The sequence below is a fragment of the Streptomyces sp. NPDC093544 genome, assembly GCF_040683495.1.
Classification (GTDB): domain Bacteria; phylum Actinomycetota; class Actinomycetes; order Streptomycetales; family Streptomycetaceae; genus Streptomyces.
In genome coordinates this window covers 410,065-423,692 of the sequence record NZ_JBFBEA010000002.1, presented here as the reverse complement: position 1 = coordinate 423,692, position 13,628 = coordinate 410,065, and the positions used below count along the sequence as shown (strand labels likewise).

General features: G+C 71.2%; 13 protein-coding genes and 1 riboswitch. Of the genes, 6 read left to right on the top strand and 7 right to left on the bottom strand.

Annotation, left to right across the window (positions count from 1 at the left end; translation table 11 throughout):
- Window positions 1-77: 77 nt before the first annotated feature.
- Window positions 78-812 carry a nucleopolyhedrovirus P10 family protein gene (locus AB0N66_RS04220; protein ID WP_365428363.1) on the top strand — a complete coding sequence of 245 codons (735 nt, stop codon included), beginning with the start codon at window positions 78-80 and terminating at the stop codon, window positions 810-812.
- A gap of 57 nt (window positions 813-869) precedes the next feature.
- Here AB0N66_RS04220 and AB0N66_RS04215 read toward each other — a convergent pair whose 3' ends face one another.
- The 4 genes from AB0N66_RS04215 to AB0N66_RS04200 form a co-directional block, all read right to left on the bottom strand.
- Entirely contained in the window at window positions 870-1,661 is a 792-nt protein-coding gene (locus AB0N66_RS04215) for an enoyl-CoA hydratase/isomerase family protein (RefSeq protein WP_365428361.1), read from the bottom strand.
- 131 nt (window positions 1,662-1,792) lie between these two features.
- Window positions 1,793-2,014: a helix-turn-helix domain-containing protein gene (locus AB0N66_RS04210; RefSeq protein WP_006123601.1), complete on the bottom strand. Its 222-nt coding sequence runs from the start codon at window positions 2,012-2,014 to the stop codon at window positions 1,793-1,795.
- 438 nt (window positions 2,015-2,452) lie between these two features.
- Entirely contained in the window at window positions 2,453-4,051 is a 1,599-nt protein-coding gene (locus AB0N66_RS04205; RefSeq protein ID WP_365428358.1) for an ABC-F family ATP-binding cassette domain-containing protein, read from the bottom strand.
- A 91-nt stretch (window positions 4,052-4,142) separates the two neighbouring features.
- Complete coding sequence (locus AB0N66_RS04200) at window positions 4,143-5,030, bottom strand: hypothetical protein (protein ID WP_365428355.1); 888 nt, start codon at window positions 5,028-5,030, stop codon at window positions 4,143-4,145.
- 194 nt (window positions 5,031-5,224) lie between these two features.
- On the opposite strand from AB0N66_RS04200, the gene AB0N66_RS04195 reads away from it, so the two are divergent.
- Both AB0N66_RS04195 and AB0N66_RS04190 read left to right on the top strand, forming a co-directional pair.
- The gene (locus AB0N66_RS04195) at window positions 5,225-6,115 is read left to right on the top strand and encodes a neutral zinc metallopeptidase (protein WP_365428353.1); all 891 of its coding nucleotides are present in this window, start codon (window positions 5,225-5,227) and stop codon (window positions 6,113-6,115) included.
- A 95-nt stretch (window positions 6,116-6,210) separates the two neighbouring features.
- A complete protein-coding gene (locus AB0N66_RS04190) occupies window positions 6,211-6,624 on the top strand; it encodes a VOC family protein (protein ID WP_365428350.1) in 414 nt (137 codons plus the stop codon).
- Between the two features lie 48 nt (window positions 6,625-6,672).
- Here the strand turns inward: AB0N66_RS04190 and AB0N66_RS04185 are convergent, their stop codons facing one another.
- The 3 genes from AB0N66_RS04185 to AB0N66_RS04175 all read right to left on the bottom strand — a co-directional run bounded on the left by AB0N66_RS04185 (window position 6,673) and on the right by AB0N66_RS04175 (window position 10,737).
- On the bottom strand, window positions 6,673-8,085 hold the full coding sequence (locus tag AB0N66_RS04185; RefSeq protein WP_365428347.1) for a hypothetical protein: 1,413 nt from the start codon (window positions 8,083-8,085) through the stop codon (window positions 6,673-6,675).
- A 145-nt stretch (window positions 8,086-8,230) separates the two neighbouring features.
- A complete protein-coding gene (locus AB0N66_RS04180) occupies window positions 8,231-9,358 on the bottom strand; it encodes an alpha/beta fold hydrolase (RefSeq protein ID WP_365428344.1) in 1,128 nt (375 codons plus the stop codon).
- Between the two features lie 647 nt (window positions 9,359-10,005).
- On the bottom strand, window positions 10,006-10,737 hold the full coding sequence (locus AB0N66_RS04175; protein ID WP_365428341.1) for a class II aldolase/adducin family protein: 732 nt from the start codon (window positions 10,735-10,737) through the stop codon (window positions 10,006-10,008).
- Between the two features lie 197 nt (window positions 10,738-10,934).
- On the opposite strand from AB0N66_RS04175, the gene AB0N66_RS04170 reads away from it, so the two are divergent.
- The 3 genes from AB0N66_RS04170 (at window position 10,935) to AB0N66_RS04160 (ending at window position 13,345) form a co-directional block, all read left to right on the top strand.
- Window positions 10,935-11,678, top strand: a complete 744-nt coding sequence (locus AB0N66_RS04170) for a lysozyme (protein ID WP_365428338.1) — start codon at window positions 10,935-10,937, stop codon at window positions 11,676-11,678.
- A 188-nt stretch (window positions 11,679-11,866) separates the two neighbouring features.
- On the top strand, window positions 11,867-13,111 hold the full coding sequence (locus AB0N66_RS04165) for an inorganic phosphate transporter (protein ID WP_365428335.1): 1,245 nt from the start codon (window positions 11,867-11,869) through the stop codon (window positions 13,109-13,111).
- A 12-nt stretch (window positions 13,112-13,123) separates the two neighbouring features.
- Window positions 13,124-13,345, top strand: a complete 222-nt coding sequence (locus AB0N66_RS04160) for a hypothetical protein (RefSeq protein ID WP_365428332.1) — start codon at window positions 13,124-13,126, stop codon at window positions 13,343-13,345.
- Between the two features lie 139 nt (window positions 13,346-13,484).
- Window positions 13,485-13,628, top strand: a riboswitch (cobalamin riboswitch).

The following is a 13,628-nucleotide window of genomic DNA, read 5'->3' as shown; positions in this document are numbered from 1 at the left end:
CCCTTTCGGTCGTCGTCCTTCGCCCACAGTAAGTGTGGTCGCGCGCTCGCGCGCCGGGGATGCGGCAGGCTGGAGCAATGACGGCGGACGGGTGGGCGCAGGTTGTACGACATCAGCTCGGGCTCGGCAGGCTGCTGCCCCTCGGCGGCCCGAGCGACGGCGCATGGATCACGGAGGATGCCGCCGACTCCCTGCTACGGCGCGCGGCGGCTCCCGTGCGCGGAGTCCGTCTCGGCACGCTCCGGATCGCACTCGCGGACCCCGACCAGTCGTACGGCCCCGCGGTGCCCCCGCCGCCCAGCGCACTGCCACCGGGCCCGCTCCGCGTCAGCGCCGAGTTCACCGCTTCGGCGGACCTCACGGCCCCCGGCGTCGAACCGCTCCCGGCAATGGGGGCTCGCCTGCGCCAGGCCCTGGCCACGGCGGCGACGGAACGGCTCGGCCTGACGGTCACGGAAGTGGACCTGCGGGTGACGGGGTTGCTGGAGGAGGGGGATCAGAAACCGGCCGCCGTACGCCCGGATGACGTACGGCCGGCCGCCGTGCCGACCGGCACCGACGAGGCGCCGGCGGCCATGGCCGCGCTGTCCGTACCGGGCGTGGTCCACCTGACGGACGCCTTGGGCCGCCCGGTGCGCATCGAGGAGGGCCGTGGCGGGAAGGGTGCCCTGCCACGCCGGCATGTCCGGGTTGAAGTGGCGGTGACGGCGGAGCAGCGGACCATCGACGTGGCACGCGCCGTCAGGTCGGCAGTCGCGGAGAAGCTGTCAGACGCCCCATCCGTAGCTGTGCTGGTAACGGCCGTCCACTAAGGGCACCCCAGGGGCGCGGAGAACTGCGCGCGACCGGCCCGCAGCCTGCGAGCGGCCTCAGTCCCCCACACCCGCAAGGTCCCGCAGCCGACGCCCCTGAGCGGCACGCTCGGCGACGCGCTGCTCCTCGTACGACCGCTCCTGCACCCCGCGCAACAACGCCTTCGTCTCGATGACGGCATCGCGCGGCGCGGCAATCAGCGCGCCAACGAGGTCACGTACGGCATCGTCGAGCTGGTCGGCGGACACCGCGAGGTTGGCGAGTCCGGTGCGCTCGGCCTCCTCGGCCAGGACAAAACGCCCCGTCGCGCAGATTTCCAGCGCACGGGCATACCCGACCAGGCTGACCAGCGGATGCGTACCGGTGAGGTCGGGAACCAGGCCCAGGCTCGTCTCGCGCATGGCAAATTGCACGTCGTCCGCGACGACGCGCAGGTCACAGGCGAGGGCGAGCTGGAACCCGGCGCCGATGGCGTGTCCCTGCACGGCGGCGATGGACACGATGTCGCTGCGCCGCCACCAGGTGAACGCCTCCTGGTACTCGGCGATGGTCGCGTCGAGGTCGGCTTCGGAACCGCGCGCGAGGTCGATGAACGACGGTTCGCCGTCGAAGCCCTCGGGCGTGAACGCCTGCCGGTCGAGCCCCGCGGAGAAGGACTTGCCCTCGGCGCGCAGCACGACGACCCGGACGGTGCCCGGCAGTGACCGACCGGCCTGCGTCAACGCCCGCCACAGCGCAGGACTTTGGGCGTTGCGCTTGGCCGCATTGGTCAACGTCACCGTGGCGACGGACTCGTCGACGGTGAGCCGTACGCCGTCCTTGTCGAGTACCGGGTCGAGCGAAGCCATGGACGCCTCCGATGCGTGCGGTCAGTAAGGATGCCGTACGACGGCATCCTTAAGTGACTGCACAGTAACCACCCGGCCGATCACAGGACCGACCGGGTGGTTACCGCCGAAGCCGATGGGGACGCCCGGCCTCAGGCCGAGGCGGCCTTCTTACCCCGCGTCGCTCCGCCACGCCCACGAAGCGTGACGCCCGATTCGCTGAGCATCCGGTGCACGAACCCATACGAACGGCCGGTTTCTTCGGCCAGCGCTCGAATGCTCGCACCGGAGTCGTACTTCTTCTTCAGGTCTGCCGCGAGCTTGTCGCGCGCGGCGCCGGTTACCCGGCTGCCCTTCTTCAGAGTCTCGGCCACCCGTGCCTCCTCAGCGGAAGTGCGCTCTGGACTCTCATGATCACCCCTCCCGGGCTTCATGGCCACCCATTCGGCAAGGTCCGTAAGACAAGGTTTTGACGACAGGAGCCCATCCCCACGAGTGGAACCTGTGATTCCGACCGGTGGCGTTCATACCTCCGAACGGGTTCATCCGTGAAGTGCCAGGTCAGGGACGCAAGACGGCCGAGCCCTTGGGATCAAAGGGCTCGGCCGGAAAATCGGTGTAGGACACACCTCGGTACGAGGAGATCTCACACCATTGATGGATCACGGATCGGCCGAATGATCCATACGCAGTGGATCAGTCATTCGATCAAGCGGTGCTGACGGCCGCCAGAGGCTCGGCCGATGGCGTCCCGGGGCGTCCCGGGGCGTCCCCGGGGCGTCCCCGGGGCGTCCCCGGGGCGTCCCCGGGGCTCAGGCGAGAGCCACCAGGTCCGCGTAGTCCGAGCCCCACAGGTCCTCGACGCCGTCGGGCAGCAGGATGATGCGCTCCGGCTCGAGCGCCTGGACCGCGCCCTCGTCGTGGGTGACGAGGACGACGGCGCCCTTGTAGGTGTGCAGCGCGCCGAGGATCTCCTCGCGGCTGGCGGGGTCGAGGTTGTTGGTCGGCTCATCGAGGAGGAGAACGTTCGCGGAGGAGACCACGAGGGTCGCGAGCGCGAGACGGGTCTTCTCGCCGCCGGAGAGGACGCTGGCCGGCTTGTCGACGTCGTCTCCGGAGAACAGGAACGAGCCGAGCGTCTTGCGGACCTCGACGAGGTCCAGATCGGGGGCCGCGGAGCGCATGTTCTCCAGGACCGAGCGCTCCGGGTCGAGGGTCTCGTGCTCCTGCGCGTAGTAGCCGAGCTTGAGGCCGTGGCCCTCGACGACCGAGCCGGTGTCGGGCGTCTCGACGCCGCCGAGCAGCCGGAGCAGGGTCGTCTTGCCCGCGCCGTTCAGGCCCAGGATGACGACGCGGGAGCCCTTGTCGATGGCCAGGTCGACGTCGGTGAAGATCTCCAGGGAGCCGTACGACTTCGACAGGCCCTCGGCCATGAGCGGGGTCTTGCCGCAGGGCGCCGGCTCCGGGAAGCGCAGCTTGGCGACCTTGTCGGAGACCCGCACCGCGTCGAGTCCGGCGAGCAGCCGGTCGGCCCGCTTGGCCATGTTCTGCGCGGCGACCGTCTTGGTGGCCTTGGCGCGCATCTTGTCGGCCTGCGAGTGCAGTACGGCGGCCTTCTTCTCGGCGTTCTGCCGCTCGCGCTTGCGGCGCTTCTCGTCGGCCTCGCGCTGCTGCTGGTAGAGCTTCCAGCCCATGTTGTAGACGTCGATCTGGGCGCGGTTGGCGTCCAGATAGAAGACCTTGTTGACGACCGTCTCCACGAGGTCGACGTCGTGGGAGATCACGATGAAGCCGCCGCGGTAGGTCTTCAGGTAGTCGCGCAGCCAGACGATCGAGTCGGCGTCGAGGTGGTTCGTCGGCTCGTCGAGGAGGAGCGTGTCGGCGTCCGAGAAGAGGATGCGGGCCAGCTCGATACGGCGGCGCTGACCGCCGGAGAGCGTGTGCAGGGGCTGCCCGAGCACACGGTCGGGCAGATTGAGCGCGGCGGCGATGGTGGCGGCCTCGGCCTCGGCGGAGTACCCGCCCTTGGTGAGGAACTCCGTCTCCTGGCGCTCGTACTGCCGCATGGCCTTCTCGCGGGTGGCGCCCGCTCCGTTGGCGATGCGCTGTTCGTTCTCGCGCATCTTGCGGATCAGGGTGTCCAGGCCGCGGGCGGAGAGGACACGGTCGCCGGCGAGCATGTCGAGGTCGCCGGTGCGCGGGTCCTGCGGGAGGTAGCCGACCTCGCCGGAGCGGGTGACATTGCCCGCGGCGGGGGTGCCCTCGCCTGCGAGGACCTTGGTGAGCGTCGTCTTGCCCGCGCCATTGCGGCCGACCAGACCGATGCGGTCGCCCTTGGCGATACGGAAGGTGGCGGACTCGATGAGAAGGCGGGCGCCGGCGCGCAGCTCGATACCGGAGGCGGAGATCACGGACAGACTCCAGGGCAGGGTGGTTGGCGGGGTGGACGGCTGAGGACGTTCCCGCCGTCTAATGCGCGAGGAGAATGGCCATGGGCCAAGTCTAACGGGGCCTTGCAACCACTTTTTCTGCGTTGGGGTGTTCGGCAGTGTGACGCTCATTGCCCAGCGGCGTGCGGTCCGGGGTGATCCGGCCGAGGTCGTCCACCGCGATGATCTCGGCGGTCCAGTTGTCGATGCCGTCGTCATCGGGGCAGGGCTGTGCGATCAGGAGCGCCGTGCCGTGGCGCACCGCACGCGTGGGCGCGAACTCACATCCCCGTCCGGCGGGCAGCACCCAGCGCAGATCGCCGTCCGCGATGCGGTAGGCGGCCATGCGCTGCGGGGTGACGACGGCGAGCATGCGGGAGCCGAGGGGCCGCAGCACGCCACTCCCCCCTTGGGCCGCGAGCCAGGGAACCGCTCCGGGAAGGGCCCGGTGCCAGCGCACCACGCCGCCGTCACGGAGCGCGGTGTCGGTGGCGGTGGCGGTGACCAGCCCGTCGTCCCAGAGCGCGATCGCGTCCCCGCGCGCGGGGACCACGGCCAGCGGACGATGCCCCTCCCGCGCGTAGCTCCAGCGCGGGCGCCCGGTCGCCTCGTCGTACGCCTCGACGGCGTCCTTCGTCGTACGTAGCGCAGGCCGCGCGTCACTGCTGTCCACGTCTACGCGCGCGTAGACAGTGATGTGGTCCCCGTAGGGGGTGGGGCGTGCTTGGTGGGCCGCGGCGAGGAGGGAGGCCGCGAGGAGGAGGGCGAGGGCTGGGGTGAGGAGGCGGCGGAGGGGGCCGCCCGGCGGCGTTGGCGGGTGCGGCGGTGTGGGGCTGGTGGTCGCCGGTCCTCGTGGTGCGGCGGCCGGCTCGGCCGTGGGGGCGAGCGGGGCCGGGGTGGTGTCTTGAGGGTGCTGGACGGGCGAGTGCGGGGCCGTCACCTCGACCGGTAGAACAACCACCTTTCCCCCTCTTCGCCCACTCGGTCCACGGATCAGGCGCAGAGCGTAGGCGCGGGTCGGCGGGTGGCCGCCGGGACACGGCGGAGGGTCGAGGGTGCGTCCCCCGTTCGGACCTCCGCTCGGGGCCGGGGTCCTGGGGGCGTATGAGGATGGCGCCACAGAGCGACGGACGTACGGCAGAGGGTGGTGTGCCCATGCAGTTCGACGACGACGCCGACCTGGACACCTCCGAGGTGCAGGATGTGCGCGGCAGTCGAATCCCCGGCGGCAGGGCGACCGTGGGCGGCGGCATCGCCGGGCTCATCGCCCTCCTCCTCAGCCTGTTCCTCGGGGTGGGACCCGACCAGCTGGGGCTCTCCTCCGGCAACGACGAGCCCGCGGCGACCGCCTCCTCCCTCGCGCAGGTCCAGCAGACCTGCAGGACCGGACAGGACGCGAACACCAAGGACGACTGCCGCATCGTGGCGGTCGTCAACAGCGTGCAGACGTACTGGACGCAGGAGTTCACGCGCCGCAGCGGCACCTACACGCGCTCGCCCACGGTCTTCTTCAGCAGCCGCGTCGGCACGGCGTGCGGCACCGCGACGTCCGCCGTGGGGCCCTTCTACTGCCCGGGCGACCGCAAGGTCTATCTGGACCTGGGCTTCTTCGACGAGCTGCGCACCAAGTTCGGCTCCAGCGGCGGCCCGTTCGCGCAGGCGTACGTGGTGGCGCACGAGTACGGGCACCATGTGCAGGACCTGATGGGGACGCTCGGCAGAGCGCAGGACGGTGTGACCGGCGCGAACAGCAACTCGGTGAAGGTCGAGCTGCAGGCCGACTGCTACGCCGGGGTGTGGGCGCACCATGCGACGACCACGAAGAACCCGTCGACGGGCAGACCGCTGCTGACCAGCCTCACGGACGCCGACATCCGCGACGGCATGGACGCGGCGGCGGCCGTCGGCGACGACCGGATCCAGGAGAGGTTCCAGGGCCAGGTGACCCCGGAGACCTGGACGCACGGCTCGGCCGGGCAACGACAGCAGTGGTTCCACCAGGGTTACAGCACCGGCGACATGGCCCGGTGCAACACCTTCCGCTGACCCCTCGCGGCCGCTCGGCGGGGCGTTGTCAGTGCCCGGTGCCAGACTGGGCAGCAGATCGGATTCCGGCGGTGGGACGAGAGGGAGTGACCGGCATGGCAGGCATCGACAGCGGGCGCCCGAGCATCTACCCGACTCTGTTGTACGCGGACGCGAAGGCGGCGATCAGGCAGCTCACGGAGGCCTTCGGCTTCACCGAGCTGTCGGTGTACGAGGGCGAGAACGGCATGGTGATGCACGCCGAGCTGACGCTGGGGAACGGCGCGGTGATGCTCGGCTCCAAGGGCCGCGGCGGCCTCTTCGACAGCGCGATGAAGGGCGCGGGCCCGGTGGGGGTGTACGTCGTCGTGGACGACGTCGACACACACCACCAGCAGGCCGTGGACCACGGCGCCGAGATCCTGATGCCCCCGACGGACCAGGACTACGGCTCGCGGGACTACATGGCCCGGGACATCGAGGGCAACATCTGGAGCTTCGGGACGTACGCCCCCGAGATAGCGGCGTAGGGCCCTGCCCCGGGCAGGGTCCCGTCCCCGCGGGCACCGAGCCTCCGGTCAGCTCCCTCCGGTGTGCACCTGGAAGGCGGCCCGGCGTACGGCCTTGGCCAACGCCGGGTCGGGGTGGGCGGCGGCGAGCGCGACCAGGACCTGCACGGTGCGCGGATGCCCGACGGCGCGGACCTCGTCGAGGAGCATCGGCACGGTGGGCTGCACGGCCGACTCCAGGTGGCGCACGAGGAGCGGCGCCTCGCCGTGGTCGGCGACGGCGGCTGCGGTGTCGACCCAGAGCCAGGTGGCCTCCGCGCGGGTGAGCACCTCGTGGGCGTCCTCGGGGTCGTGGCCGTCGTGCACGGCGAGCCACAGCAGGGCGTAGGGGCGCAGCGAGGTCTCCTCGGCGACGGCGCGTACGTCGGGTTCGGCGGGGGCGCCGACGACGCGCAGCGCCTCGAAGGCGAGGCCGCGGCTGAGGGCGTCCTCGCCACGGGCGGCGTCGAGGAGTTCGGTGATGGCGCTGCCGACGGGGCGGGCGGCGAGCCAGGCGCGGTACTCGGCGCGGGCCGCGTTCGGGCGCAGCTGGGCGCAGCCGCGGAGCATGTCCTCGGCGGAGGCCTCGATGTTCCCGGCGGGGCTCTGCGCGGCGACGCAGATCTGCTCCAGCTTGACCCAGACCGCCCAGCTGCCGAGCGGGGTGAGAGTGGCCTGTCCCTCGGCGCAGGTGAGCGCGCCCACGGAGGCCAGGGCGTGCAGGGCCCAGTCGAGGAGGGGGGCGAGGGGGGTGTCCTCTGCGGCGGCCTGGGTGGCGGCCTGGGTGGCCGGTTCGGGCTGGGGGCCGTAGGGGATTTCGCAGCGTTCGGTGCGCAGTTCCGTGACGCGCTGTTCGAGGAGGTCGAGGAGCTGCTCCACGGGGACGGGCCCGGCGGAGAGCTGGAGGAAGGAGAGCACCTGGGGCATCGCGGAGACGACCTCGGCGACGGCGGACGGTTCCCGGTCCGCGGGCTCCGGATACGCGAGCGACCAGGCGTCGAAGAGGGCGACCCAGCCGCGCAGTACGGCGCTGTCGTCGCGGTTCCAGGCGCGCAGTCGCCAGCCGGGGCGGGCGCTGCCGCCGTGCACCTCGATGAGGCCCGCCAGACGTGCGGTGTCCCAGTCCGCGCGGACCTGAGCCGGAGTCAGTCCCATTTCGGCGGCGGCCCGTTCGGCGGAGACGTCGGAGAGGCTGCCCTTGTCGTCGGGCGTCGCGCCGTCGCTGCCCGGGCCGAGTGCGGCGTCGGCCCAGCGGGCCACGCGGGCCGCGTCGGAGAGGCCGGTGCGTGCCATGCGGGCCAGTTCCGCGGGCGGCGGGGTGCCTTCGGGCGGGCGCGGTGCGGGGCGTTGCGAGCGGCGTTGGGTCACCGCTCGGGGGGCGGCGGCCAGGGGCCGCGGGCGGACGAGTCGGAGCCTGGAGTCGCGCGGGTTACGGGACGTCACGGGTGCAGTCTTCCGGTTGACAGTCCGAAAACCCAAACGGAATGAGCCTTGGCGCTTGTGCGGGCCCTGCACGCAGGTCCCCGCTCGCCCGGAACGGGCCCGTCCTCGCACGGCGGACAGGCTGAAAACAGCCCCTCCGCCGCTGCTACATCAGCGGTGTGAGGAAGCGGCGCAGGACTTCTTCGTAGCCTGCCGGGTCGGCGTTCCACATGGCGCCGTGCGGGGCGTCCGGAACCGTGTGCAGGGTGACCAGCTCGGGGCGGCGCTCGGCGAGGCGGCGGGAGGGGCCCCAGGGGGCGATGGTGTCGTCCGGGCCGTGCAGCAGCAGGGTCGGCACCTTGAGGTGGTCGGGGTGCGCGGCGTTCTCGATACGGTCGCCGCGCACGCCTGTACGGCCCTGGGCTGCGCGTACGGCGAGTGGCAGCAGGGCGCTGGGGGTGTGGCGGGCGGTGGCGAGGGCGCGCAGCGTGGTTTCCCAGCTGAGGACGGGCGAGTCCAGCACGAGGCCGGAGATCCGCTCGCGCAGCGCGGAGTGCGCGGCGGCGCGCAGGGCCATGGTGGCGCCGGTGGACCAGCCGAAGAGGACGACCTGGTCGGCGCCGTAGCGCACGGCGTAGCGGATCGCCGCGTCGACGTCGCGCCACTCGGTCTCGCCGAGGTGGTTCAGGCCGTCCGGGGAGCGGGGTGCGCCGAGGTCGCCGCGGTAGGCGAGGTCGAGTACGGGAAACTGGTGACGGTTCAGGAATTCCAGCACGTTCATGGGGTGTTCGCGGGTGGTGCCCAGGCCGTGCACGGTGATCACCCAGGTGTCACGGACACCGGGTACGAACCAGGCGGGCAGGGCGCCGAGTTCGCCGGGGACGTCGATGTCGGCGTGGTCGAGGCCGAGGGCGGCGCTCGGGTTGCCGATGTGCACGTTCGGGGTGAACCACACCTTGTCGCCGGGCTCCAGGGCGCCGTGGGTGACGCGTTCCAGGCGGCGTACGACGGTGTCGGCGGAGTGGGGCACGGCCTCCAGGACCGGGCCGACGACCGCGTGGGAGCCGTCGCCGGCAAGGCCGTACGTACCCGGGCGCAGCGAGGCCAGGTCACGGGTGAGCGTGATCCCGCCCGCCGCCGTGGCGTGCACGGTGAGCCGAGGCTCGGTGGGCAGCGGCCTGCCGGGCGGCGCCTTCAGCGCGGCGTCGCTGGCGAGTCGGCCCGCCGCGACGGAGGCTGCGCCCGCGGCGATGGCTACGGTGACGGCTGCGGCCGTCGCTTTGACAGTGCGCACGCGTCCAGTCTCCCGGGGGAGCCCGCTATCGGCCAGCGGGGGCGGGCCTTGGGATGACGTCTCCCCGACGGAGAGGGGCCGTTGCTTCCGGTGGCGTGTCTGTTTCCGCGCCGCAGATCTTCGGGGCGGTCGGGGTCTTCGGGGGTCGGTTGCGCGCCGCGGCGTGGGGCGCCTCATCCAGGCTGTCGCACTGGCAGGCCCGGGCCATCGGATGGCTCGGCACCGCAGAACCGGTGCGTCTGGGCGAGCAGCGCTGCCGCGGGAGGAACTGCCGCCCGGCGGAAGTGGGGACGTTGCTTCCGGTGGCGCACGTGATTTGCACGGCGCCGGGCGTGTGGGGGAACCCGCTGCGCGCCACGGCAAGCAGGGGCTCCCGGCGCACCACCGCGAGGAGAATCACCCGCGCTGTCGCGCGGACAGACCTCCGGGACTGCCGGATGGACCGCCGCCACCGAACCGGTGCATCCGGGACAAGCACCGCCGCGGCGGAAAGGACTGCCACCCCCAACCGGATCACAAGCCCCCCGCCCGCTCGGGCGAGCGGACCCGCGGCCCGGAGAAACGGAGCACCGCGCGGCCGGTGCCGGCCCAAACCCGGCCAGCCGGCCGGCGCACGAGCGCATCGCCGTCCCTACCCCCGTTTGCCGCTACCCCCGTTGCCCGTACCCCCTCAACCGCTCCCCCACCTCGTCCACCTGCTCCCGTGTCAGCAGTGTGGGTGACAGGCCGGGTACCGAGGACGCGGTCAGCCAGACGCGGCACATCCACTCCAGCTGGGCGGTGCGGTCGTAGGCCTGGGCGAGGGATGAGCCGTAGGCGATCGTGCCGTGGTTCTGGAGGAGGCAGGCGGTGCGGTGGGTGAGGGCCTGGCGCATGTTCTCGGCCAACTCCGGGGTGCCGTAGGTCGCATAGGGGGCAACACGGACCGGGCCGCCGAGGTCCGCCGCCATGTAGTGGATCAGGGGGAGCTCGGGGACGAGTGTCGAGACGGCCGTCGCGTGCGGGGCGTGGGTGTGGACAACGGCGCGTGCGTCGGTGGTGCGGTAGACGGCGAGGTGCATGGGCAGTTCGCTCGTCGGGAGGAGCGAACCGCACACCTGGCGGCCGTCGAGGTCGACGCCCACGGCGTCGCCGGGTGTCAGCCTGTCGTAGGGCACTCCCGTCGGTGTGACCAGGACGATGTCCCCGACGCGTACGGAGACGTTGCCCGACGTACCGACGACCAGCCCGTCGGCGACCGTGCGGCGGGCCGTCGCGACGAGCTCGTCCCACGCCCGCTCCTCCGCACCCCGCGCGTCCGGCGCGTGCCGATCACGGGCCACCTGCGCGCCCTCCCGTCCGCCCCGATCGCCCCGTGCGTCCCGCCGCTGCTCAGCCATGCCGCGATCCTGCCAGGCGCCGACCTCAACACGGCGTCGGCGAGGGCAGGGTAGGGCGGAATCCGCGCGTCCGTAAGACCACATATGGGCACACGTCGCCTATTCATGGGCGATTGGCTGGAGATCGACGAGCTTTCGACGTCCTTCCAGTACTCTCTGGGGGATTTGTCACGCACGTCGCCATTCCGGGGGGAAATATGGCCCGTGGTAACAGACCGTCCCGCCATCGCGCCCGCGTCATCGCGGCCACCGTCACAGCGCTCACCGTCGGGGGGACCGCTCTCGCCGAGGTTCCGGCCTCCGCGGCCGGCAACCCCAAGGGGCACGACGTCTCCTCGCACCAGAAGAACGTCAACTGGCAGAGCGCCAGGGCGAAGGGCGCACAGTTCGTCTACGTCAAGGCGACCGAGTCCCACACCTACCGCAATCCGTACTTCAGCCAGCAGTACAACGGGGCGCGCGACGCGGGCCTCATCCGCGGCGCCTACCACTTCGCCCTGCCGAACAAGTCGTCCGGCACCGCCCAGGCCGCGCACTTCGTGCGCAACGGCGGCGCCTGGCGCGCGGACGGCTGGACGCTGCCGCCCGCGCTCGACATCGAGTACAACCCGTACGGCAAGGACAAGTGCTACGGCCTGACCAAGGCCAAGATGGTGAGCTGGATCAAGGCCTTCAGCGACGAGGTCAAGCGGCAGACCGGTCGCCGTCCGGTGATCTACACGACCACACACTGGTGGAACACCTGCACCGGCAGCAGTCGCGCCTTCGGCGCGAACCACTCCCTGTGGCTCGCGCGCTACGACTCGACGACCGCGGGCGCCCTGCCCGCCGGCTGGTCCTTCTGGACCTTCTGGCAGTACGACAACAGCGGCAGCCTGCCGGGTGACCAGAATCTCTTCAACGGATCCACAACCCAGCTCAAGAAGCTCGCGAAGGGCTAGCGAAATCCGCGGAACCCGGCATTCCGCCTGTGTTCGAGACATCGGGCCGGACCCAGAGCCGCCCCTCCAGCACAATCGGAGGGGCAGCTCTGGATAGAGACACTCGAAAGCCCGCCCAAGTTCATCTTCCGTTCACCCAGGTTGCCTACGGTCCTCGTGCCACTGCCGCCAAATAGAAGCCTGGGTAAATGGAACACATCACGCTCCTCCTCGGAATCGTGATCGTCACCGCTCTCGTGTTCGATTTCACGAACGGTTTCCACGACACCGCCAATGCGATGGCTACGACCATTTCGACCGGTGCTCTCAGACCCAAGACGGCGGTGGCCATGTCCGCCGTGCTGAATCTCGTCGGTGCGTTCCTCTCCGTGGAGGTCGCCAAGACGATCTCCGGCGGCATCATCAACGAAGAGGGCATACGGACCGAAGTGATCTTCGCGGCGCTCGTCGGTGCCATCCTCTGGAATCTGCTGACCTGGCTTCTGGGTCTGCCCTCCAGCTCCTCCCACGCACTCTTCGGCGGCCTCATCGGCGCCGCGGTCATGTCAGCCGGCTGGTCGTCGGTGAACGGCTCGACCGTCGTCACCAAGGTGCTGCTCCCCGCGATCGCCGCGCCCATCGTGGCCGGACTCGCCGCGACGCTCGCCACCCGGCTGACGTACAAGATCGGCAGCCGCGCAGACGAGAAGGCGACCGCCAAGGGCTACCGCGCCGGCCAGATCGCCTCGGCGGGCCTCGTCTCGCTGGCCCACGGCACGAACGACGCGCAGAAGACGATGGGCATCATCACCCTCGCGCTGGTCACCGGCGGTGTGATCGCGCCGGACTCGAACCCTCCCACCTGGGTCATCGTCTCGGCCGGTATGGCCATCGCGCTCGGCACCTACCTGGGCGGCTGGCGCATCATCCGCACCATGGGCAAGGGCCTCACCGACCTCGCGCCGCCGCAGGGCTTCGCCGCCCAGACCAGCGCGGCAACGGTCATTCTGGCCTCCTCCCACCTGGGCTTCTCACTCTCCACCACGCAGTCCTGCTCCGGCGCCGTGATGGGCTCCGGTCTCGGCCGCAAGGGCGGCGTCGTCCGCTGGTCGACCGCGACCCGCATGTTCATCGCCTGGGGCCTCACGCTCCCGGCGGCGGGCCTGGTCGGCGCCGGCGCCGAGTTCCTCACCAAGCAGGGCACCTGGGGCATCGTCCTGACGGGCGCGCTCCTGGTGGCCGGCGCGGGCACCATCTGGAAGCTGTCGCGCCGCCAGCCGGTGACCATCGACAACGTCAACGAGGTCGCCGCCGAGCCTGCCGGCGTCGTCACCGCGGCGATCGCCGCGGTCACCCCACCGCCCGCGGGCCCGCTCACCGGCGACCTGACCAGCGAGCTGAAGGCCACCATCCCGTCCCCGGACGCGGAGCCCACCGCTCCGGCCACGGTGTAAGGAACGAACAGCATGCACATCGACTGGGCAGCCCTCGGCTCCGTCTTCGGAGTCAGCCTCGTGACCACCGTGGCCCTCGTGGGCCTCTTCACCCTCGGCATCGTCGGCCTCTCCAGGCGCGAGTCGGCCTCGGCGCAGGGCGGCTCCGCCGCTCTCGCGGTCACCGGCGCGTACGCCTGCTTCGCCGCCTGCGCAGCGGCGGTGGCGTACGGGATCTATCTGATCGTGGCCTGACAGCCGTCCCAAGGCCGCACAGATACCGCACGAACAAGGCAGCACCTCGGGTGGGGCGCGGGACGTGTCAACGTCCCGCGCCCCACCCTTGTGTGGGCCTTCGCACACTCTCTCCCCGCAGGTCAACAGCAAGTTGACGGGTCTTCCAACCCCGTGGTGGACTGCCAAAGCCAAGTACGGCGGCAAGAGAGGAAGCCGGTGCGAATCCGGCGCGGTCCCGCCACTGTCACCGGGGAAGGTAGTCCCCGTGAGCCAGGAACTCTCACCGTCGGTCTCTTCGAAC

Bases quoted from the DNA above. Each gene is read 5' to 3' on its own strand.
- AB0N66_RS04220 (WP_365428363.1), top strand. From the start codon at position 78: ATGACGGCGGACGGGTGGGCGCAGGTTGTACGACATCAGCTCGGGCTC.
- AB0N66_RS04215 (WP_365428361.1), bottom strand. From the start codon at position 1,661: ATGGCTTCGCTCGACCCGGTACTCGACAAGGACGGCGTACGGCTCACC.
- AB0N66_RS04195 (WP_365428353.1), top strand. From the start codon at position 5,225: ATGCAGTTCGACGACGACGCCGACCTGGACACCTCCGAGGTGCAGGAT.
- AB0N66_RS04190 (WP_365428350.1), top strand. From the start codon at position 6,211: ATGGCAGGCATCGACAGCGGGCGCCCGAGCATCTACCCGACTCTGTTG.
- AB0N66_RS04175 (WP_365428341.1), bottom strand. From the start codon at position 10,737: ATGGCTGAGCAGCGGCGGGACGCACGGGGCGATCGGGGCGGACGGGAG.
- AB0N66_RS04170 (WP_365428338.1), top strand. From the start codon at position 10,935: ATGGCCCGTGGTAACAGACCGTCCCGCCATCGCGCCCGCGTCATCGCG.
- AB0N66_RS04165 (WP_365428335.1), top strand. From the start codon at position 11,867: ATGGAACACATCACGCTCCTCCTCGGAATCGTGATCGTCACCGCTCTC.
- AB0N66_RS04160 (WP_365428332.1), top strand. From the start codon at position 13,124: ATGCACATCGACTGGGCAGCCCTCGGCTCCGTCTTCGGAGTCAGCCTC.